Annotated in this window: 25 protein-coding genes; 13 read left to right on the forward strand and 12 right to left on the reverse strand. The window is 71.9% G+C overall.

The genetic code is table 11. From position 1 onward, the window contains the following. The first annotated feature begins 4 nt into the window (after positions 1-4). From AB0K03_RS11290 to AB0K03_RS11300, 3 genes are all read left to right on the forward strand, one after another. Positions 5-319, forward strand: coding sequence for a metalloregulator ArsR/SmtB family transcription factor (locus AB0K03_RS11290; RefSeq protein WP_364683159.1), 315 nt, complete (start codon positions 5-7; stop codon positions 317-319). After that, a complete protein-coding gene (locus tag AB0K03_RS11295; RefSeq protein WP_364683161.1) occupies positions 316-696 on the forward strand; it encodes an SRPBCC domain-containing protein in 381 nt (126 codons plus the stop codon). The genes AB0K03_RS11290 and AB0K03_RS11295 overlap by 4 nt, the downstream gene beginning before the upstream one ends. A 105-nt stretch (positions 697-801) precedes the next feature. Further along, positions 802-1,542 (forward strand): methyltransferase, encoded by a 741-nt coding sequence (locus AB0K03_RS11300; RefSeq protein ID WP_364683163.1) that lies wholly within the window; start codon positions 802-804, stop codon positions 1,540-1,542. A 106-nt stretch (positions 1,543-1,648) separates the two neighbouring features. Here AB0K03_RS11300 and AB0K03_RS11305 read toward each other — a convergent pair whose 3' ends face one another. The 3 genes from AB0K03_RS11305 to AB0K03_RS11315 are packed head-to-tail and all read right to left on the reverse strand — an operon-like array spanning position 1,649 to position 3,863. Continuing rightward, positions 1,649-2,410 (reverse strand): SDR family oxidoreductase, encoded by a 762-nt coding sequence (locus AB0K03_RS11305; RefSeq protein ID WP_364683165.1) that lies wholly within the window; start codon positions 2,408-2,410, stop codon positions 1,649-1,651. 31 nt (positions 2,411-2,441) lie between these two features. Next, positions 2,442-3,410 (reverse strand): RNA polymerase subunit sigma-70, encoded by a 969-nt coding sequence (locus AB0K03_RS11310; protein WP_364683167.1) that lies wholly within the window; start codon positions 3,408-3,410, stop codon positions 2,442-2,444. 18 nt (positions 3,411-3,428) lie between these two features. Further along, positions 3,429-3,863: a glycosyltransferase gene (locus AB0K03_RS11315; RefSeq protein WP_364683168.1), complete on the reverse strand. Its 435-nt coding sequence runs from the start codon at positions 3,861-3,863 to the stop codon at positions 3,429-3,431. Between the two features lie 193 nt (positions 3,864-4,056). Between AB0K03_RS11315 and AB0K03_RS11320 the strand changes: the two genes are divergently transcribed. Beyond that, positions 4,057-4,269: a hypothetical protein gene (locus tag AB0K03_RS11320; RefSeq protein ID WP_364683170.1), complete on the forward strand. Its 213-nt coding sequence runs from the start codon at positions 4,057-4,059 to the stop codon at positions 4,267-4,269. 98 nt (positions 4,270-4,367) lie between these two features. After that, positions 4,368-4,808, forward strand: coding sequence for a G5 domain-containing protein (locus tag AB0K03_RS11325; RefSeq protein WP_364683172.1), 441 nt, complete (start codon positions 4,368-4,370; stop codon positions 4,806-4,808). Here AB0K03_RS11325 and AB0K03_RS11330 read toward each other — a convergent pair. Further along, the gene (locus tag AB0K03_RS11330) at positions 4,802-5,254 is read right to left on the reverse strand and encodes a RidA family protein (protein WP_364683174.1); all 453 of its coding nucleotides are present in this window, start codon (positions 5,252-5,254) and stop codon (positions 4,802-4,804) included. The genes AB0K03_RS11325 and AB0K03_RS11330 overlap by 7 nt on opposite strands. Before the next feature lie 133 nt (positions 5,255-5,387). Here AB0K03_RS11330 and AB0K03_RS11335 point away from each other — a divergent pair, with 133 nt between their 5' ends. Together AB0K03_RS11335 and AB0K03_RS11340 are read left to right on the forward strand one after the other, a co-directional pair. Continuing rightward, a complete protein-coding gene (locus AB0K03_RS11335; protein WP_364683176.1) occupies positions 5,388-5,609 on the forward strand; it encodes a hypothetical protein in 222 nt (73 codons plus the stop codon). Between the two features lie 69 nt (positions 5,610-5,678). Further along, complete coding sequence (locus AB0K03_RS11340; protein WP_364683178.1) at positions 5,679-6,959, forward strand: HDOD domain-containing protein; 1,281 nt, start codon at positions 5,679-5,681, stop codon at positions 6,957-6,959. A gap of 57 nt (positions 6,960-7,016) precedes the next feature. Here AB0K03_RS11340 and AB0K03_RS11345 read toward each other — a convergent pair whose 3' ends face one another. The 5 genes from AB0K03_RS11345 to AB0K03_RS11365 all read right to left on the reverse strand — a co-directional run bounded on the left by AB0K03_RS11345 (position 7,017) and on the right by AB0K03_RS11365 (position 11,903). Beyond that, positions 7,017-8,243, reverse strand: a complete 1,227-nt coding sequence (locus AB0K03_RS11345) for an ROK family protein (protein ID WP_364683180.1) — start codon at positions 8,241-8,243, stop codon at positions 7,017-7,019. A 12-nt stretch (positions 8,244-8,255) separates the two neighbouring features. Beyond that, entirely contained in the window at positions 8,256-9,662 is a 1,407-nt protein-coding gene (locus AB0K03_RS11350; RefSeq protein WP_364683182.1) for a cellulase family glycosylhydrolase, read from the reverse strand. 110 nt (positions 9,663-9,772) lie between these two features. Then, complete coding sequence (gene ftsX / locus AB0K03_RS11355; RefSeq protein WP_364683184.1) at positions 9,773-10,636, reverse strand: permease-like cell division protein FtsX; 864 nt, start codon at positions 10,634-10,636, stop codon at positions 9,773-9,775. Continuing rightward, positions 10,636-11,031 (reverse strand): GntR family transcriptional regulator, encoded by a 396-nt coding sequence (locus AB0K03_RS11360; RefSeq protein ID WP_364683186.1) that lies wholly within the window; start codon positions 11,029-11,031, stop codon positions 10,636-10,638. The genes ftsX and AB0K03_RS11360 overlap by 1 nt, the downstream gene beginning before the upstream one ends. Beyond that, positions 11,028-11,903, reverse strand: coding sequence for a hypothetical protein (locus AB0K03_RS11365; protein WP_364683188.1), 876 nt, complete (start codon positions 11,901-11,903; stop codon positions 11,028-11,030). Before AB0K03_RS11365 ends, AB0K03_RS11360 begins: the two co-directional genes overlap by 4 nt. A gap of 127 nt (positions 11,904-12,030) precedes the next feature. Between AB0K03_RS11365 and AB0K03_RS11370 the strand changes: the two genes are divergently transcribed. Beyond that, complete coding sequence (locus AB0K03_RS11370; protein WP_364683190.1) at positions 12,031-12,774, forward strand: EAL domain-containing protein; 744 nt, start codon at positions 12,031-12,033, stop codon at positions 12,772-12,774. Positions 12,775-12,784: 10 nt separating this feature from the next. Here AB0K03_RS11370 and AB0K03_RS11375 read toward each other — a convergent pair whose 3' ends face one another. Beyond that, entirely contained in the window at positions 12,785-14,068 is a 1,284-nt protein-coding gene (locus tag AB0K03_RS11375; protein WP_364683192.1) for a methyl-accepting chemotaxis protein, read from the reverse strand. 89 nt (positions 14,069-14,157) lie between these two features. On the opposite strand from AB0K03_RS11375, the gene AB0K03_RS11380 reads away from it, so the two are divergent. The 3 genes from AB0K03_RS11380 to AB0K03_RS11390 all read left to right on the forward strand — a co-directional run bounded on the left by AB0K03_RS11380 (position 14,158) and on the right by AB0K03_RS11390 (position 17,228). Next, positions 14,158-14,523 carry a response regulator gene (locus AB0K03_RS11380; protein WP_364683193.1) on the forward strand — a complete coding sequence of 122 codons (366 nt, stop codon included), beginning with the start codon at positions 14,158-14,160 and terminating at the stop codon, positions 14,521-14,523. 66 nt (positions 14,524-14,589) lie between these two features. Then, entirely contained in the window at positions 14,590-15,147 is a 558-nt protein-coding gene (locus AB0K03_RS11385) for a hypothetical protein (protein WP_364683194.1), read from the forward strand. Next, positions 15,144-17,228 carry a bifunctional polysaccharide deacetylase/glycosyltransferase family 2 protein gene (locus AB0K03_RS11390; protein WP_364683195.1) on the forward strand — a complete coding sequence of 695 codons (2,085 nt, stop codon included), beginning with the start codon at positions 15,144-15,146 and terminating at the stop codon, positions 17,226-17,228. Before AB0K03_RS11385 ends, AB0K03_RS11390 begins: the two co-directional genes overlap by 4 nt. Positions 17,229-17,313: 85 nt before the next feature. Here AB0K03_RS11390 and AB0K03_RS11395 read toward each other — a convergent pair whose 3' ends face one another. Next, positions 17,314-17,805 (reverse strand): hypothetical protein, encoded by a 492-nt coding sequence (locus AB0K03_RS11395; protein ID WP_364683197.1) that lies wholly within the window; start codon positions 17,803-17,805, stop codon positions 17,314-17,316. Between the two features lie 266 nt (positions 17,806-18,071). Here AB0K03_RS11395 and AB0K03_RS11400 point away from each other — a divergent pair, with 266 nt between their 5' ends. Together AB0K03_RS11400 and AB0K03_RS11405 are read left to right on the forward strand one after the other, a co-directional pair. Beyond that, complete coding sequence (locus tag AB0K03_RS11400) at positions 18,072-18,398, forward strand: hypothetical protein (RefSeq protein ID WP_364683199.1); 327 nt, start codon at positions 18,072-18,074, stop codon at positions 18,396-18,398. Between the two features lie 71 nt (positions 18,399-18,469). Continuing rightward, complete coding sequence (locus AB0K03_RS11405; protein ID WP_364683201.1) at positions 18,470-19,027, forward strand: VanZ family protein; 558 nt, start codon at positions 18,470-18,472, stop codon at positions 19,025-19,027. A gap of 21 nt (positions 19,028-19,048) precedes the next feature. Here AB0K03_RS11405 and AB0K03_RS11410 read toward each other — a convergent pair whose 3' ends face one another. Continuing rightward, entirely contained in the window at positions 19,049-20,380 is a 1,332-nt protein-coding gene (locus AB0K03_RS11410; RefSeq protein WP_364683203.1) for a nucleotide sugar dehydrogenase, read from the reverse strand. Positions 20,381-20,394 lie beyond the last annotated feature (14 nt).

The raw sequence follows: 20,394 nt of genomic DNA on the forward strand, positions 1-20,394 counted from the left end.
GCGGGTGACCGAGGACGTGTTCGGAGCGCTCGCCAACCCCGTACGCCGGCAGTTGCTCGTCGCCCTGCGCGACGGTCCGCGGCCCGCCGGCGACCTCGCCGGGCTCTTCGCCCTGAGCCGGCCCGCGGTTTCGGAGCACCTGGCCGTGCTGCGGCAGGCCGACCTGGTACGGGAGGAGCGGCGCGGCCGGCACCGCTACTACCACCTGGCGGCCGGGCCGCTGGCCGAGGTGCAGGACTGGCTGCTGCCCTTCGAGTGGTACTGGCGCGACCGGCTGACCGCCCTCAAAGACTTCGCCGAGCAGGAGGACACCCTGTGAGCAGGACAATCGAACTCGACCAGTTCATCGCCCGCGCGCCGGAAGCGGTCTGGCGGGCGCTCACCGAGCCGGAGCTGCTGGCGCGCTGGTGGGCGACCGGCGACATCAAGCCCATCGTCGGGCACCGCTTCACCATGGACATGGGCTCGTGGGGGCAGCAACCGTGCGAGGTGCTGGAGGTGGAGCCCGGCCGCCTGCTGAGATACACGTTCGCCGAGGGCACGCTCGACACCACGATCACCTGGCGGCTGGTTCCGGAGGGAGCCGGGACGCGGCTGTTCCTGGAGCACGCCGGCTTCACCGACGAGCGCGCCTTCCGCGGCATGGGCGGCGGCTGGCCCGCCATCCTGGACCGGATGGCGACGCAGCTCACATAACGGCTTCGCGTGCGGATGGCGGCGCAGCTTCCATAACGGCCAAGCTTCCGTAACGACGGCGTATCGGGCGGGCTACCGGCGTCAGCGCCCGGTTACGGTCGGGCCATGCGTTCCGGACGGCAGTTTGACCACCTCGTGGACGAGGCCGCCGGTGTGCCCATCACCGGCTGGGAGTTCGCGTGGCTGGACGGGCGTGCCGTCGGCTCCGATCCCTCCTGGTCGTTCCCCGGCCTGGCCCGGCCCCTGCTGCGCCGCGCCGGCAGCGTGCTGGACCTCGACACCGGCGGCGGTGAGCTGCTCGCCGAGCTGGCTCCGCTGCCCGCGCACACCGTCGCGGTGGAGAGCTGGGCGCCCAACGTCCCGGTGGCGCGGGACCGGCTCACCCCGTTCGGGGTGTCGGTGCTGACCGAGCTGCCGGGCGGCGAGGAGGAGTTCGACCTGGTGCTGAGCCGGCACGGGCGGCTGCCGGCGGCGGACATCGCCCGGCTGCTCCGGCGCGGCGGCACCGTGCTCACCCAGCAGGTGGGCAGCGACGACCTGGCCGATCTGAACGCCGAGCTGGGCGCGCCGCCGCCCTATCCGCACGCGTGGACGGCGCAGACCGCGGTGGCGGCCCTGCAGGCGGCCGGGCTCGAGGTGAGCGACGTCCGCGAGGAACGGCCGCCGCTGACGTTCCACGACATCGGCGCGCTGGTCTACCAGCTGCGCGCCGTGCCATGGCAGGTGCGCGGCTTCGACCCGGCGCGCTACGACCACGAGCTGCGCCGCATCGACGCGAAGATCCGCACGTACGGCCACTTCACCGTGACCGCCCACCGCTTCCTCGTCCAGGCCCACCGCCCCTGACACGGTCCAGGCCCACCGCCCCTGACGCGGTCCAGGCCCACCGCCCCTGACGCGGTCCAGGCCCACCGCCCCTGACGCGGTCCAGGCCCACCGCCCCTGACACCGTTCAGTCCAGCACCGCGCCGCAGGTCATGTTGATCGCCGCGCCGGTGATCGTGCGGGCCCAGTCCGAGGCCGCGAACACCGCCACGTCGCCCACGTCCTCGAGGGTCGCCGTACGGCCGAGCAGCGTCTGCCCGACCAGGTCCGCCTCGATCCGGTCCCGGCCCTCGACGCCGGGCGGAATGACCTCCGGCACCCCGCCGGTCCGCAGCGTGATCACGCGGATGCCGTGGCCGCCGAGTTCGGTGGCGAGCTGGCGGCGCATCGACTCGACCGCGTCGAAGGCGGTCAGCAGGCCGCCGAGCGCGTGGCGGCGCCCGGCCGTGTGGTCGCCCGAGCCGCCGAAGGTCACAATCACCCCCGAGCGCCGGGCGCGCATGTGCCGGGCCGCGGCGCGCGAGGTCAGGAATTTGGACCGTACGGCGGTGAGCACCGGGCTGAGGTAGTCCCCGGGTGACATGTCGGCCATCGGGGTGCCCTGCACGTCGCTGTCGGCGATGACGTTGACCGAGACGTCGATGCCGCCCGCCGCGGCTGCCACCTCGTCGGCGTGGGTGTCCACCGAGCGCTCGTCGAGGGCGTCCACGATCGCGGTGTCGGCGCGGCCGCCTGCGGCGCGGATGTCGCCGGCCACCTTCTCGAGGCTCGCGAGCGTGCGCCCGGCGAGGAAGACGTGGGCGCCGTTGCGGGCGTACGCGCGGGCGATCGCGCCGCCGATGTGTCCGCCTCCGCCGTAGATTATGGCGTTCTTACCGTCGAGCAGCATGGGCACTCCTGCCGTAGGGGTCGTCGTCCCCCTACAACCCCGGCGGCGTCCCGAACTCATCGGGCAGGCCGAAATCTGCCGGCGGCGCGAGCAGGAACGAGACCACCTCGGCGATGTGCTCGCCCTCGACGCGCAGCACGTCCAGACCGGCCCAGGTCCATCGCTCGCGCGCGTCGTCCCACAGGTAGGTGCCGAAGGCCGGCTGGCCGTTGGCCCGCGCGGCCAGGAACTGCCAGCGGTGGGTGAGCGGCTTCTCCAGCAGGAACGCACGGATCCGGGTACGGCCGGAGAACCACTGCGGCAGGGGCGGCATCGAGTACGTGGCGTCCTCGGCGAGCAGCGCCACGATCGCGTCGACGTCGCCGGCGTGCCACGCGGCCGCGTACCGGTCGGCGAGGTTCTTGACGGTGTCGTCGGGCGGGCGGCCGGCCGGGGTGGGGCGGCGCCGCGCCAGGGTCGCCCGGGCCCGTTGCAGTCCGCTCGTGACGGCGGCGACGGTGGTCCCGAGCTGGTCGGCGGTCTCGGCGGCGGTGAAGCCGAGTACGTCACGCAGCAGCAGTACGGCCCGCTGCGAGCCCGACAGGTGTTGCAGTGCGGCCACGAACGCCAGCTCGACGTTCTCCCGCTGCTCGGCGGCGGCCTCGGCGCTGAGGCTGCCGGGATCACGGTCGGGCCACGGCTCGAGCCATGCGACCTCGTTCAGCGGTGCGCCGGGGCTGAGGTCGGCGGGCAGCTCACGGCGGGCCCGGCGGGCGATGAACGTGAGGCACCGGTTGGTGGCGATGCGGTAGAGCCAGGCCCGTACCGAACCGTCGGTGAACGTGCCGAGCCCACGCCACGCGCGGACGAAGGACTCCTGCAGCGCGTCCTCGGCGTCGTGCACCGAGCCGAGCATCCGGTAGCAGTGCGCGAGCAGCTCAGCCCGGTACGCCCCGGTCAGGCGGCCGAAGGCGTCGGCGTCCCCGTCCCGGGCCGCGGCGAGCAGCCGGGTCTGGTCCATGCGCTCATCAGAGCACGCTCAGGCGTCGCCCTCACGCGCGCGGTGGAAGCTCTCGGCGAGCTCGTACGCGTCGACCTCGTCGTCGCCCTCCGCGTCGAGGAAGCAGACCCAGGCGCCGGTGGCCATGGCGAAGCCGACCTCCATGGCGGCGCCCTTGTCCTGCTGGTCCTCGGAGCGCACGACCCGGGTGTACGCGAGCCTCTCCAGCCCGCTCACGTCCCCGTCGACCGGGCCGGCCGGCACGGCGATGACCTCGAAGGAGATGCCCTGGGCGTGCAGGATGCGGCTGACGTCGCGCAGGACGGTCAGCAGCCGCTCGTTCGGGCGGCGGAACGGCGCGACGAGGCTGAGCTCGACGGCGGTGACCGCGTACGGGAACGGCTGGACGGTGAGGTGGCGTGCGGGCCCGGCGACGACCACGGGCGGCACGGCGAGGAGGTTCGAGTGGCTCATGCCCCGACTGATCGGGCGGCAACCTCAATGCAACCTCTCCGGTTGCTCAGCTCCCGGGCAAGAAGCCGAAATCCGCCCGCACCGGGGGCGTGTCGCAACGAGCCGAAGGGCCCTATAGTGGTCCGGTAAGAGGCTAAATCTTTTTGCTTCTTTCGCCGATCACAGCATGGGGGTTCCGTTGAAGACTGAGACCGTGCCCGATCAACAGCCTCGGTGGTACGACGAGGTCCCCCCGCAGGGCCGCTGGCGCGCCCGGCGGCGCGAGAAGCTCGAGTTTGCCATTGCCGCCCTGCTCCTCCTGGGACTCCTGGCCCTGCTGGCCTTCGGCGTGTCGCGCGAGTCGCCGGACCGCCCCGGGCCGTCGCCGGCGTCGTCCTCGGACGTCACGGTCTCCACCGGGGGCTGACCGGCCCGAAAGACATGTGGGCGGCTAGGCTCTTTCGTGTGCGGCGGATCACCCGAACGGATGAGTCGGGCCACGGACCCGGCGTCCACACTGTTCGGGTGACGAACCAGACATCGATGTGGTCGCGCCTGCGAACCTGGCACAAGATCGGCCTGATCGTTGCCGCGCTGGCCGTGGCCGGCGGCAGCGCCTTCGCCCTCACGGCCGCCTTCGGCGGGGACGACAAGACCGTCGTCGGACGCGTGGAACAGCCGGCCCCGCAACCCTCCGCCACCACGACGGCGGACCCGGAGACCGGGGCGGGCAAACAGACCCGCACGGTGACGGAGACCGAGCCGATCAAGTTCAAGACGCGGACGATCAAGGACAACTGGCTGCCCAAGGGCACCACTGAGAAGCGCACCGGCGGGGTCGACGGCGTCCGCACCCGGACGTACGAGGTCACCCTCGTCGACGGCAAGGAGACCTCCCGCAAACTCATCAAGAACGAGGTGACCCGCAAGCCGGTCAACGAGGTGATCGCGGTGGGCAGCTACTGACCGGGGTCCGGGCCGGCGTCCGGCTCGCCGCTGCGGCCCGGGTCGCCGCCGGGGCCGGGACCGCGCACGGCGGCGAGTGCCTCGATCTCGACCAGGAACGCCGGGTGCACCAGCCCGCTCACCTGCACCAGGGACGCGGCGGGCGGCCTAGCCGGGTCGACGAACTCGTCGCGTACGGCACGGAAGTCGGCGAGGTCGCCCATGGCGGTGAGGAAGACGGTCAGCTTGACCACGTCGGAGAGGTCGCAGCCCGCCGCGGCCAGCGCGGCCCGCAGGTTGTGGAAGACCTGCCGGGTCTGCGCGCGGACGTCGTCCGGCCCGACGAGGTGGCCGTCGGCGTCCAGCGGCACCTGACCCGAGACGACCACCATCGGCCCGGTGAACGAGACGGCCTGGCTGTAGCCGGTGACCGGCGGCGTGCCGTCCGGATGCACGTGATGACGCATCGAATGAGCGTAGTGACCCGGGTCGTCACCCGAAACGGTTAAGACGATGCGCCGAAAGAATGCAGCATGGAGTCTGCACGGAAGAGCCGCGCGGCGGGAGCGCTCCCGGCACGTGATCGGTTTGACTCGCAGCATGCACGCACCTCGAACCGGTTGGTGGCCGCTGCGCCTGCGCCGCTGCCGCTGCGGGCTGCCCTGGCCGTGCCAGGACGCCGGCCTGGAAGCCGTCCGGGACCACTACGGCCGCGGCGACAACATCGGCGCGTGGGAGGCCCAGCGCGACCCCGGAACCGGCGAGGCCGCCTCGCCGCCGACCTCCCGGCGGGCCAAGCGGGACAACGGCGGGCGCCGGTAAACCGGGGCGCCGCTCAAGTTTTCCGCACGGAATGCTCAAGGCAAGATCAAGGCGGCCGATCGTTCCGCCGTGGAAAACCAGTCGCGGTTCCCTCAGTCCGGCACCCGCCTCGTGCACATCGGGCGGCAGCCGATCTTCGACTCCTGCGGTGACATCGCCGGCTACGAGCTGCTGTTCCGGGGGAACACCAGCGCCGTGGAGGCGGGCCGGCGGGATGCGTACGCGACCAGCCAGGTGCTGGTCAACGCGTTCACCGAGTTCGGCCTCGACGAGGTCGTCGGCGACCGCATGTGCTTCATCAACCTCACCCGCGAGTTCCTCACCGGCGAGCTGATCCTGCCGTTCGGGCCGGAGAACGTGGTGCTGGAGGTCCTCGAGACGGTCGAGGTCGACGACGCGGTGGTCGCGGGCGTGTCGAACCTCGTCGCGGCCGGCTACCGCATCGCGCTGGACGACTTCGTGTGGAGGTCCGGCCACGAACGGCTGCTCCCGCTGGCCTCGTACGTCAAGCTCGACCTGCCCTCCGCCGACGAGGCGGACCTTCCCGACCAGCTTGCCTTCTTCCGCAGTTTCCCCGGCGTGCAGATCGTCGCCGAGGGCCTGGAGACGGTTGAGCACCTTGCCCTGTGCGACAAGTACGGCATCGAGCTGCGCCAGGGTTTCGTGCTGAGCCGCCCCCAGGTCATGACGGCCGCCTGCATCACACCGTTCAAGCTGCGCCGGCTCGAGCTGCTCGGCGCGCTGAACTCCCCGGACGCCGACATCGACTACGTCGTCTCGATCATCTCCAGCGACCCGGCCCTGACGATGCGCGTCCTGCGCGCCAGCAACAGCGCCGCGGTCGGCGCGATCCGCCGGGTGTCGTCGATCCGGCAGGCCGTGGTCATGCTCGGCCTTGCCCACATCCGCCGCTGGGCCATGCTGATGGTCGTCGACGACGTCGCCGAGGCGACCGAGGCACAACTGACGGACGCGCTCATGCGGGCCCGCCTCTGCCAGAACCTCGCCCCGCGCTTCGACGTCGACCCGGACGCCGCGTTCGTCGCCGGCCTGGTCACCGCGGTCGCGGAGCTGCTCGGCATCACGGCATCCTCGCTGGTCAACCACCTGCCGCTGACCGCCGACCTGACCGCCGCGCTGACCCGCGGCACCGGCAGCCTGGGACGGATGCTGCGGGTGGTCGACGCGTACGAGCACGGAGACCTCGCGCTGATGGGCGTCGCCCCGGCCGGCAACGACCTGACCGGAGCGGTCATGGACGCGATGCGCTGGTCCACCCAGGCGGTGTCGGCCGCCCACGCGGACGAGGACCGGCCCCGCCCGCGCCGCCGCGCCCTCGCCGTCTCCTGACGTTCCGTCTGCACGCGGTACTGCGTTTTATAGCGGATCCGCTATAAAACGCAGTAGTCAGCCGGCCGCGGTGTCGGTGGCGATCATGGCTTCGACCGGCATGATGGCCGCTCCCAGCGCCACCGCGTCGCCGCCGAACGTCGACGGCCGCAGATCGAACTGCGCGCCCGGCCGCGCCAGGCTGTGCATGCGGATGGCTTGTTCGAGCCGCTCCCCCAGGTGCTCCATCAGCCGCAGGCCGACCCAGCCGCCGACGATGATGCGCTGCGGGTTCATCAGGTTCACCATGTTGGCCAGGCCGACGCCGATGACGTCGACGACCTCGTCGCGCAGCCGGGCGGCCACCGCGTCGGTCTCCGCCGCCTCGAGGAAGGCGCCGATCGCGCGCCAGCCGGTGCCGTCGAAGACGCCGCCTTCGCGCTGCCAGGCGGCCAGGATGGCGTCGGAGCCCAGGTACGCCTCGACGCACCCGCGGCCGCCGCAGCGGCACAGTCGGCCGCCGCGCTGGATCTTCGTGTGGCCCCATTCGGCGGCGCTGGCGGCGTACCCGTGGGTCATCCGGCCGTCGCTGATCATGCCGAGGCCGACGCCGCGGCCGAGCAGGGCGACCAGGCAGTGGTCGACCTCCTGCGCCGCGCCGAACCAGAGTTCGGCCTTGGCCTGGGTCTTGGCGCCGTTGTCGGCGAAGACCGGCAGGGTGGTGGAGATCAGCCGGTCGACGGGTACGGGCGGCCAGCCCAGCGTCTGCGCGTACAGCATCTGTTCGCCGGCGGCGTCGGTCTCGACGAGGCCGGGCAGGCCGAGGCCGATGCCGAGCAGCCGGGTCCATGCCTCCGGGTTGCGCTCGCGCAGCGCGTCGAGCGCGTCGCGCAGATCGTGCGCGATGGTCTCGGCGGACTCCTCCTCACGGCCGCCGCGGAATTCCCGGTCGACCCGCTTCATGGTCAGGTCGAACAGCTCGACCGCGACGCCGCGTTCGCCGATGTCGGCGCCGATCGAGTACGCGGCCTCGGGACGCGGGCCGATCAGCGCGATGGGCCGGCCGCCGCGCGAGGACACCGAGCCGTTCTCCTGCACCAGCCCCTCGGCGATCAGCTCGCCGACCAGCTTGGTGACCGAGGCCGGGGACAGGTCGCACACCTGCCCCAGCTTCGCGCGCGTGGTCTCGCGGGCCAGGATGATGCGCCGCAGCACGAGGGAACGGTTGCGGTGCCTCAGCGACGTCACCGTGGATGCTTCGGGCACGACGAGGCGTTGCCGTCCCGAGGTGAAGCTGACGCTCATAGACCCCCGACCCTAGTCAGCAAGCTGCACGCTGTGCAGTACGCCGTCCGTCTCGGCCCGGACGACCAAGGCCCCGCCGGACCATTCCGCGTCGAAAGCCGCCGGGTCGGAGGCGTGCAGCGCCCAGGACCGGGGACGCTCGGCCAGCGGGAAACGGAATTCCCGCCCGGCGGTCGCCGGGATGACGAGCGGCTTCGCGTACGGCTGACCCGCGGTGTGGTGCCAGGTCGCCTCGAGTGTCGCCTCGTCGTAGCCGGCGAAGCGGCTGGGGGCGGCCGGGTCGGATTCGGCGTACCCCCAGGCGGGCACGTGCAGCGGCGCGCGGGCGAAGAGCGCGTTGAGCACGTCGTCACGCTGCACGCACCGGCTCAGGGCGACGTTGTCGAGCATGGCGTCGAGAATGCCCTGCGCCGTACGCGCGTCCACGTCGTCGGCGAGGTCGGCGATCCGGGACCAGCCGTCCGGCGCGACCGCGGACACCGGTGAGGTCAGCGTGTCGAGCTTCTTCCACGGCCAGAGATTCCAGCCGATGCCGTGCTGTTCGTACAGGCGGGTGGCGGCGTAGATCCATTCCGCGGTGTTCTCGCCACCCTCGCCCATGTAGATCGGGATGCCGAGCCGGTCGCGCGCCTCGAGGTAGTCGCTGATCGCGGCTCGCTCCGGCGCGCACCAGTAGCGGTGGAACTGCAGCACCGAGTTGGGGTCCAGCACCTCGGTGAAGATCGAGACGTCGGTGGACCACTGCGGGCCCTCGTACATGATCAGGTGGTCGGGGTCCACCTCCCGGATCGCCGCGGTGAGCTCGCGGTAGAGCGCGATGAGCTCGCGCGGGTAGACGTGCTGCCACTGCTCCGGGAGCGGCTCGTTGAGCAGGTCGTAGCCGAGCACCGCCGTCCGGTCGCGGTAGCGCCGGGCGATCTCGCGCCACAGGTCGACGGTCTGCTTCCGGTAGCGCTCGTCCATGAAGAGTTCGGGCTTGCCGTTGGGCGAGTCGTCGATGTTGGTCCCGGTCTGTCCGCCCGGCGCGCCGTGCAGATCGAGCAGGATCCACAGCCCGTGCCGCTCACACCATTCGACGGCCCGGTCGATCAGTGCGAAGCCGTCCGCCGCGGAGGAGCCGAGCACGACCCGGGAGTTGATCGGCAGCCGTACGTGATCGAACCCGAGCGCGGCGATCCGGGCGATGTCCTCCTCAGCGATGAACACGTCACGGAATCGCTTCCAGAAGTCGGTCGCGGCTTCGGGGCCGATCAGGCGCTCGACACGGGCCTCGATCTCGCGCGGCGAGGCGAGCCCGTCGCCGAACTTCCACATGTAGCCCTCGGGCAGCAGCCAGTTCCCCAGCCCGACGCCGCGCAGCAAGAGCGGCCGGCCGGCCGCGTCGACGATCTCGGTGCCTCGCACCCGCACGAAACCCATCGACGAACCCACTTTCGTTCCGCCTAAAAATTAGCCGCCAGTCTACTGCGCGCCAGAAAGAAGGCGCCGCCGGCTTGTGACGGGCGGCGCCGGGCTGTCGCACCGCTGTTTCAGACGCGGACGTAGAAGCGGAGGGTGAGCCAAGCGGCGCACCCGCTCACCCCGGCGCCGGCGGCCGCGAGCAAGGGCAGCGTCAACCACACCCGGTCGTTCGGTACGGGCGGCAGCGCACGCGTCCACTCCGCCGGAACGAGGAGGTCACCGGCGAGCAGCAGCGCAAACCCGGCCACGGCGCCGGCCAGACCCGCCACCATCGCCTCGACGACGAACGGCGCCTGCACGAACCAGTTCGACGCGCCGACCAGTTTCATCACCGCGACTTCTCGCCGCTTGCTGTATGCCGCCACCTGGATGGTGTTGCCCACGAGCAGCACCGCGGCGACGGCCATGAGGGAGGCGATCGCGAGGGCGATCCGCTGGGTGGCGGCGAAGATCCTGAACACCTGTTCCAACAGCCGGCGCTGGTCGACGATGGTCTCGATGCCTCGCTGATCGTGGAGGTGGCTCACGAAGGCCGCGTACCGGCTCGGGTCCTTCAGCTTGACCCGGAAGGAGGCCGGCAAGGTGCCCGGCCCGACCGTGCGCACCAGGTCCGGCGATTCGCGACAGGCCTCCTTGAACCGCGCGTAGGCCTCCTGCTTGTCTTCGTACCGCTTGTTCGCCACGAGGGGGTCATCGTCGATGGCAGTGCCGAGCGCGGCGCGCTGGGCGTCCGTGATGTCGTCTCGGAGGAAGATCGAGACCTCGATCCTGGCGTAGTAGTAGTCCTTCGCCTGTTCCACCTGCCAATACAGCAGGACGCCGGCACCGAGCATGGTCAGCGACACCGCCATCGTGATGATCAGAGCGATGGTCATGGTCGCGTTGCGCCACAGGCCTACCAATGCCTCGTTCAGGACGTATCTGAGACGCATCAGCCGGATCCTCCGTGACTGTGGCCGAGGGCTGCATGCAGGGCGTTCACTATGGCGTCGTCGCCGGCGCCGGCGAGCCGGGCGCGCGTCACGTACTCCTCTGCGGCGTACCGAAGAGCGGTGTCGACCTCGGTGGCGCGGGGCACGGCATCGGCGACGCGCGTACCGCCCCCGCGACGGGTGACGAGCAAGCCCGCGGCTTCGAGCTCTCGATAGGCCCGGGCGACGGTGCCGACCGCGAGACTCAGGTCGCCGGCGAGCTGGCGTACCGGTGGCAGGCGGGTGCCCACGGCCAGCGCGCCGCCGTGGATGAGGGTGGCCAGCTGGCGGCGCACCTGTTCGTAGGGAGGCGTCGGGTCCGCTGCCGACACCGTGAGGGTGGGCAGGTCGCTCATCCGAGCCGCCGTCCGTGTCCGCGACCCGGCACCAGCAGGCAGGCGCCGCACCATGCCGTGGCGGCGAAGGCGCCGATCGCGACACCGGTCAGTGCGTGCCCCGCGGCGGCCCATCCGGCTGGGCCGCATTGATGCGCGAGCGTGCTCAGCGCCAGGCCGGCGGTCAGGGCGAAGCCGGTGAGCGGTGCGAGCACCGAGATCCCGGCGGCTGCGACCACCACTTCGGCGGACCTGCGCCGCTCCGCGTCGTCGCCGGCCGCGTCGGCGGCGGACTGCGGCCGCCGAACGACGCGGCGCATCGCGACAGTCGCTGCGATCAACCCCAGCGCGACGAGGGCCATGGCGGGCACGGTGTAGTAACGCCCGGGCCAGGGAGTGAAGGAGCTGAACATCAGCTCCGAGTCGCCGCAGGTCAAGGCGCGACCCGGACGGCCGGTGTCGTCGGGTTCGGCCACCGCCGTGGTGACGCCTGCGAGGACGACCAGGATCATCGTCGCGAGGACGACCACAGCGCCCAGCCCGCGAGGAACGTAGTCGACCGCACGGCGGACCCTGAGCCCGGCGGACCGTACGGGACCGCCGGGAGCCGGACGCGCCAGCTCGCCGATGAGGGCGCCCACCAGGACGCCGGAGCCGAAAACCGGGGCTGCCAGCAGCAGGCCCCGGCCCAGCGTCCCAGCCGTGGCCATCAGGGCCCCCGCTGCCACCCCGGCGACGATGCCTGCCCACCGCCATCGCACCGCGGTCACCTCACCCGGACCCCGCCGCCCGGGTGAAGGGCCGCCGCCGGTCCCGACTGCGCGGACGATGAGGAGTGCGACGGCCGCCAGCATCAGCAGGACGGCCGACACCGCGGCCAGGACGACGAACACGAGCCCTCCTCTTGTACCAAGTGATTGATACAAGAACAGATTCCCGGCTTTGTGTCAACACAACCCTTGTCGTTCTCCTGATACCGGCTGGAGCCCGCGTTGAGGTAAGCGGCCGAACGAGCAGGGCATGACCATGGCGCACGTGACCACCCCCCAGCTGGGTGCCCTGCACGACGTTCTCCGGACGGAGGCCGTCGGGACGGCCTTTCAGCCGATCGTGCAGCTCGACGACGGCATGGTCCGCGGCTACGAGGCGCTCGCCCGTTTCGAGCGGGACCACTTCCCGAACCCGGCGGAGGCGTTCGCCGCGGCGATGACCGCCGGGCTCGGCGTGGAGCTGGAGCAGCTGGCGATCCGGCGGGCGCTGCTGCGGCTCGACGATCTGCCGGCCGGCGCATGGCTGAGCCTGAACGCCTCGGTCGAGGCGCTGCTCGCGCCGGCGACCATCGAGATGCTGCTGGCCCACGCGCATCGGGGGCTTGCGGTCGAGGTCACCGAGCACGTGCCGGTGCGCGACTACAGCGCGCTGGGTGAGGTGCTGGACCGGCTGCGCGCGGTGGGCATCCTCATCGCCGTCGACGATGCCGGGGCCGGCTTCGCCAGCCTGAGCCACATCCTGCAGCTGCGTCCGGACATCATCAAGCTGGACATCGGCCTGACCCGCGACATCGACACCGATCCGGTGCGCATCGCGCTGACGCGCGCGCTGGTGACCTTCGCCGACAGCGTCGGCGCGCTGCTGATCGCCGAGGGCATCGAGACGTACGCGGAGCACGAGCAGTTGCGGTCTCTGGGCGTACGGCACGGGCAGGGCTACTACATCGCCAAGCCGGGTCCGCTGCCCAGCCACCACATCGAGCCGCTGCTCTGACGGGCCCTTCCTACTCCTGGCCGGCCAGCCGCTCGAGGCCGGTCAGCACTTGACCCGCCGCGGTGGTGGCGGTCGACAGCTGGGTGGTCACCTGGCCCAGCACCGCCGCCTGTTCCTCCACGGATGCGGCGATGTCGGTCTGCAGCTCGGTGATCTCCCCGACCGCGCCGGCGGTCGAGGCGAACGTGCGCGCCACCTCGTCGGTCTCCGCGACGATGGCGGTGATGACCTTGTTGACCTTGTCGACGCTGGTGGCGGTCTCACTGGCCAGGTCCTTGACCTCGCTGGCCACGACCGCGAAGCCCTTGCCGGCCTCGCCCGCGCGGGCCGCCTCGATGGTGGCGTTGAGCGCGAGCAGGTTGGTCTGCTCCGCCAGCGAGGCGATCAGCGCGTTGACCTCGGCGATCTCGGCCACCGACCGTTCCAGGGCCTTGACCTTGTCGGCGGCCGACGCGGCCGCGTCCTTGCCCGTCGCCGCAGTCGTCGCCGCCTGCCCGGAGCGGGAGGCGATGTCCTGCACCGAAGCCGACAGGGCGGCCAGCTGACGGTCGACCTCGGCCACCGCGTCGATCGCCGCGCGGGCCTCCCCGCCGATCGCCGCGACGTCGGCGGTGATGCGGCGGGCCCGGTCGGCGGCCTCAGCGGTCCGCGCCTGCAGATCGTCGGCGGCCTGTTGCCGGGCCGACTGCTCGGTCTCCTCGGTGAGCTGCCGCTGCCGCTGCGCCTCCTCCGCGAGGCTTTCGTTGTCCCGCTCGGCCTGCTCGGCGAAGTGCCACAGGATGACGATGCCGGTCACCTCGACGGTGGCGAGCCCGGCGTGCAGCGCGACCATCCCGAGCCCTTCCAGGGCGCTCATGTCCGGCATGCCGAAGACGCGTCCAGGCGCAATCAGGCCCAGCGTGCCGTGGTGCAGCACGACGATCAGCACCGCCCACAGCAGCGGCTCCCACTGCTGGTACAGCGCGACGTACACGAGGATCGCGTACAGATGGATGTGCCACGTCATGGCGCCGCCGGACAGTTCGATCGCCACGAACGTGCACGCGATCAACCCGATGCTGGTCACCGAGGCCTTCGCCTTGGTGGATCGCGGGACGGCCGACAGGCCGGCGACGACCGCGATGCCGAGCGGCAGCGCCAGCGCCTCCCATGCCGGGCGCGGTCCGAGCAGGCCGAGCAGAACGAACGCCGGCACGTGGCCGTACAGCAGCCAGGTGTTGATCCGGTGCCGGGAAGCCCATGACTCCGGGGACAGACGTGCACCACGGGGCAGCCGCCCGGCGCGAGTAACCATGCTTGCATTCTGGGTCAATCACACACCGATGGATGTGAAAGCACTCGATTCGCCACGTACGCCGCCCGCCCGAGCCCATACTGGGCGCGATGGCTTTCATTGTGGTGGTCGACGACGACGCCGACGTCCGCGAGCTCATCGAGACGACGCTGCAGCTTGCCGGGCATGAGGTACGGACGGTGACGAGCGGGCCCGAGGCGCTGGCGGCCGTCGGCGAGGCGCGCCCGGACCTGGTCATCACCGATCACGTGATGCCCGGCATGACCGGCCTCGAGCTGGCCCAGGCGCTGCGCGCGGACGCCGGCACGGCCGACGTCCCGATCATTCTGCTGACGGGCACAGAGAAGTACCGGGACCTGTTCGCGGTGGACCGGTGGATCGAGAAGCCGTTCAGCCCGGCTCAGCTTCGCTCTCACGTCCAGCTGCTGCTGCGCCGCAGCGCTTCGACGCGCTGAGCCGCTGCCCGCACCCCCGCAGCTTCGTTGAATGGGCGGATTGCCCCCATTTCACCGGAGGTTCGGGTGACGTTGCTGGATGGTCCGGGCGGCGAGCCGCCTGTGTTCGTCGACCCGTCCGGGCGGCGCCGCCGGCGCCTGGTGCTGGCCGGCCGTACGGGACTGCTCGCGGTGACCGGCGCGGCGCTGGCCGCGTTGATCGGTTTCGCCGGCGACGGTTCGCTGCCGCTGCTGTCGCTCCCGGATGCACGCAAACCCGCCACCGCCCGCAGCGCCGAGCCTGTCGCCGCGCCGCCGCCGACCTCCGTGCCGGTCCGGGTTCCGCTGATCACGCGCCAGACGATCGTCCGGACGCCGGAGCACGCGCCGGCGTCCCCAGTGCCGACGAGCGCCCAGGTCCCGGCGAGCGCCCAGGTGACGGCGACGGTCCCCGCCATCACGATCCCGGCCACGACCGCCGCCCCGGCCGTGTCGTCCCCCGCCCCCACCCCGGCCGCTCCCTCGCCGGAGGCCACGCACGGCCGGCACGCCTGCAACCGTGGGCAGGCACGGGCGGCGCAGCGCCGGGCGAAACCGGCCAAGGCTCCGGTCGCCTGCCCGAGCACGTCGGGCCGGACCCGGTGACCCGCACGCCGCGTACGCACTGGGTCCTGCTCGGCGTCGTCCTGACCGTGCTGTTCGTGAGCCTCTGCGCCAACGGCTACGTCAACCACATCGGTGCCGAGGGGGTCCGTACGCCCGAACCGGCCGCACCCGCAGCGCGCGCCGGCGGTCCCGTGCAGGGCCTGACGGCCGGCCGCACCGCCCGTGACCTGCGGATGCCGCCGCGCACCCTGGCCCTGACGTTCGACGACGGGCCGGACCCGCGCTGGACCCCGCGGATCCTCGACGTCCTGCGCCGCCACCACGCCCGCGCGACGTTCTTCGTGATCGGCGCGAACGTCGCCCGCTACCCGGACCTGACCCGGCGGATCGTCGCCGAGGGGCACGAGCTGGGGGTGCACACGTACACCCACGCGGACCTCGCGGCGTTGCCGGTGTGGCGGCAGCGCGCGGAGATCGCGGCAACCCAGTCGGTGATCGCGTCGACGACCGGGGTGCGCACGCGGCTGCTGCGGCCGCCGTACTCGGCGACCCCGGACGCGGTGACCGCGCCGCAGGCGGCGGCGCTGGACCGGGCCGCCGCGGACGGCTATCTGACCGTGCTCACGGACCTGGACACCGAGGACTGGCGGCGGCCCGGCGCCGCGGCGATCGCCCGGGCCGGCACGCCGGCCGCCGGCCGCGGCGCAGTGGTGATGCTGCACGACAGCGGCGGCGACCGTACGCAGACCGTCGCAGCCGTCGACCGCCTGCTCGCCGGCCTGCCCGGCTACCGCTTCGAGACGGTGTCCACGGCCCTGCACCTGCCGCGGTTCACGGGTACGCCGCTCGCCCTGACCGTGCGCGGCCACGTGATCGCGGGGCTGCAGTGGCTCGGCTCGGTCGCGGCCGCGGCGATGGGGGTGCTGCTGATCGTCGCGGTGGCGCTCGGCGTCGCCCGGCTGCTGCTGCAGGTGTACTACTCGCGGCGGCACGTCCGGCGTACGCGCACCCGCCTGCACCGCGACGCCCACTTCGGCACGGTCTCGGTGGTGGTGCCCGCGTACAACGAGGCGGCGAACATCGCGAACACCGTACGGTCGCTGCGCGCGAGCACGTACCAGCCCGTCGAGATCATCGTGGTGGACGACGGGTCGAGCGACGACACCGCCGGCATCGTGGAACGGCTCGGCCTGCCCGGCGTACGCGTGATCCGGCAGGCCAACGCCGGCAAGCCCGCCGCCCTCAACACCGGCATCCGCGCGGCGAGCGGTGATCTGCTCGTGCTCGTCGACGGTGACACGGTCTTCGCCCCCGACGCGATCCGACGGCTCGTGCAGCCGTTCGCGGACCTCTCCGTCGGCGCGGTGTCCGGCAACACGAAGGTCGCGAACCGCGGCGGCGTGCTGGGCCGCTGGCAGCACCTCGAGTACGTGATCGGCTTCAACCTGGACCGCCGCATGTTCGACCTGGCCCGCTGCATGCCCACGGTGCCGGGCGCGATCGGCGCGTTCCGCCGCGAGACCCTCGCCGACGTGGGCGGGGTGTCCGACGCGACGCTGGCCGAAGACACCGACCTGACCATGGCGGTGATCCGGGCCGGCTGGCGGGTCGTGTACGAGCCCGGCGCGGTCGCCTGGACCGAGGTGCCGGCCACGATCGGTCAGCTGTGGCGCCAGCGCTACCGCTGGTGCTACGGCACTATGCAGGCGATGTGGAAGCACCGCCGCTGCCTGCTGGAACGCGGCGACGGTGGCCGCCTGGGCCGGCGCGGCCTGACGTACCTGCTCGCCTTCCAGGTGCTGCTCCCGCTCACCGCGCCGGCGGTCGACGTCGCCGCCGCGTACGGAATGATCTTCCTGCCCTGGCCGCAGCTCCTCGCGACCTGGGCGGGCTTCCAGGCCCTGCAGATCCTGACGGCCGCGTACGCCCTGCGCCTCGACGGCGAACGCTACGGACCACTGTGGAGCCTGCCGCTACAGCAGATCGTCTACCGCCAGCTGATGTACCTGGTGGTGGTGCACGCGACGGTGGCGGCCCTGCTCGGCGACCGCCAGCGCTGGCACCGTATGCACCGCACCGGCCAGGCGGACCTGGCCCTGGTCGGCGGCGCGTCCCGCTGATCAGGAGGCCGGGTACGGCGTGCCGGCCGGCAACCGGGCCAGGTGCGCGGCGTTCGCGGCGAGGATCTTCGCGGCCGCGCCCCGATCAGCGCCTGCGGTGATCACCGGACAGGGTGGTCGTGCCCGCTCCGGCGTCCGCGAAACCGCCCGGCTGTTCGGGCACGGCCCTCTTCTCCGGTACGGCCCAGAGCCGCACCCGGGCCAGCCGCCCGCCGAACACGAACACGTAGAAAACGACGTCCGCGGCCAGCTTCCCGGCCACGACCCCGAGCGTCGCGTCACCCACGACCAGCGGCCCGGCGTACATCAGCGCCGGGCGCACGACCAGCGTGTCGAGCAGCTCGGCCGTACCGAACTCGACCAGCGTGCCCGGCACCTGCGCGACCACCGCCCGCAGCCGGCCCACGCCGCGATGCCCGCGGGTGTCGCGCCACAGCAGCGTGCCGTAATACCCGATCCCCTCGGCGAGGCTGCCCGCCCAGGCCGCCGCGTACGGCGAGGTGCGGTGCAGCGCCGACGCGGCGGCAACGGCGAGGACGGTACCCACGATCTCGGGCAGCACGTAACGGCGGAGCATGACGTGCTGACGCTAGGTGATCTCCCGCAGATACCGCCCCGGCACGCAGCATCCGGTCGGGTTACTTACCGCCCGCCGCGAACGCCTCTTGCTCGCAGGCAGCAGCTGCACGTCCGCGCCGGAAAGACGACCGCCTGGAGCGCCGGGATCGTCGACGGCCTGGCGTAGCGGCTCGTCGTTCATCCAGCAAACTCACCCGAGGTGACTAACTCGAAGCGGTGAGCGAGCGGGTGTCGGTTGCGTCCGCTTTGATTACCGTCGAAGCCGTGGAGCTTTCCCTGACGACAATCCTGACCGTCCTCTGGTCAACCTTCGGCGCGCTGACCGTCCTGGTCGCCGTCCTGTTCTGGCGCAGCCACCGGACCGCACGCCCGCCGGCGCCCGTACAGCCCGCGGAGAACCCCGACACGGAAGCTCTGGAAGAGGCGCACCGCCTGTGGCTCGACGGCCTCTCCGGCTCGACCGGCTCGGCCGACTGGGACGACCTGTCCGACACCGGCCGCCACCACCTGCCCGCCGAGCTGCTCAATCTCAGCACCTACCAGCTGGGCCCGGACCGGCTCGCCCGGGCGAAGGTCCCGGAGCAGAACTGAGCGTGCCGACCTCCTTCCCGCCCTATGGTGCATAGCGTGATGGTTATGCGACTGAGGGCACCGTTCGAGCGATGACGACCCAGAGTCTGCTCACCTTCATCAGCAATCCCGTCCCCCAGATCGTCTTCGCGGTCTTCCTCGCCTGCGCGTGGCCGTTGAGCCGGTTCGCCGGCCGGGACACCCGCAGGCGGCTCATCGCGGCCCTGTTCGTCGCATCGGTCGGCGTGATCGTCGCGCTCACCGCGACGCCGAGCTACGCGGATCCGGCGTCGTTCGCGGCGATCCCACCGCACTTCCTCACGCAGCTCGACCAGCCGCGGCTGATCCTGGGCAAGCTGGTCGCCGCGCCGTCCGACGCGGAGCAGGTCGCGAACGTCGCGCTCTACGTCCCGCTCGGCATCTTCGGCCGCCTGCTGCTGCGCAGCTCGGCGCGGGCCACGATCGTCGGCTTCCTGCTGGTCCTCACCATCGAGACGATCCAGTACGTGATCCCGGGCCGGGCCGGCTCGATCACGGACATCCGCAACAACGTGCTCGGGACGTTCCTCGGCGCGATCGTCACCGCGGCGATCGTGCAGCTTGGACGGGACGACGCAGAACGGCGGTCACCGGTGAAGGGCATCCGGTGACCGCCGCCAGCGCGTACGGCCTCAGAGCACCGCGCGGTGCGCGACCTCGGTCAGCCGGTACGTCGCGTCGAGCACGACCGGCGCCTCCGCCAGCCAGGCGTGATCCACGCCGGGGTGCAGCGTGTGCACCAGCACGGCGTCCCACTCGGACGGGTCGGCGGCCCGTACGGATGACATGCGCCCGCCGCGCACCAGGATCGAGCCGACCAGGTCGTCGGTGAACGACACCGACGCGCCGGCGTCCCGCATCCGGTCGATGATCTCCAGTGCCGGGGATTCGCGGACGTCCGCGACGCCCGGCTTGTACGCGACCCCGACCACCAGGATCCTGGCCTTGCCGAGCGCCTTGCCGTCGGCGGCCAGGACCTCGACGAGCCGCTGCACCACCTTGCTCGGGCGCGAGGCCACCTGAGTCATCGCCGTCTCGATGAGCGGCGAGCTGATCCGGTCGCCGCGCAGCTGCCACAGCAGGTAGTGCGGGTCGCAGGGGATGCAGTGCCCGCCGACGCCGGGGCCCGGGTAGAACGGCATGAAGCCGTACGGCTTGGTCGCCGCCGCGTCGATGACCTCGGTGATGTCCAATCCCATCCCCCGGCTGATGTCGGCGAACTCGTTCGCCATCGAGATGTTGACGGCCCGGAACGTGTTCTCGTAGAGCTTGGTCATCTCGGCCGCCTCGACGCTGCTGACCGGGTGCACGTAGCTGGCGCACCCTTCGAGCAGCTCGGTGGTGCGCCGCACGCATTCCGGCGTCACCCCGCCGACGACCCGCGGCACCTGCTTCTGCACGTGCCGCTCGTTGCCCGGGTCGATGCGCTCGGGCGCGAACGACACGTAGACGTCCTCGCCGGCTTCGAGGCCGCGCTCGCGCAGCGGCTCGACCAGGAAGTCGCGGGTGCAGCCGACGTACGTGGTGGAGGTCAGCACGAGCGTCTGGCCGGGGACCGCGTGCGCCACCACGCTGCGGCAGGCCGCGCGCAGCGCCCCGAGGTCCGGCGCCAGGTGATGGTCGATCGGCGTCGGTACGCACACCAGCACGACCCGCGCGCTCGCGCTCTCCGCCGGCTCGGTGGTCATGCGGAACCCGTCGCCGTCCTCGAGCGCGTCGAGCAGCCGGGTCCGGTCGGAGTCCAGGAGGTCGGCCGAGCCCGCGCGGATCTCGGCGATCCGTTCCGGGCTGATCTCCAGGCCGACGACGCGCTGCCCGGCCGCCCGCAGGGCCAGGGCGGTGGGCAGGCCCACGTACCCGAGTCCGACGACGGCCACGTCGTACCGGAAGGGGTTGGTCCGGGCGGGCCGCTGGATCGGCATCTCGAGACGCGACAACCTCGGCGGCGCTGCTTCGACCTTCACTGTCACTTCTCCGA

It is taken from the genome of Actinoplanes sp. NPDC049316 (assembly GCF_040677315.1).
Taxonomy (GTDB): domain Bacteria; phylum Actinomycetota; class Actinomycetes; order Mycobacteriales; family Micromonosporaceae; genus Actinoplanes.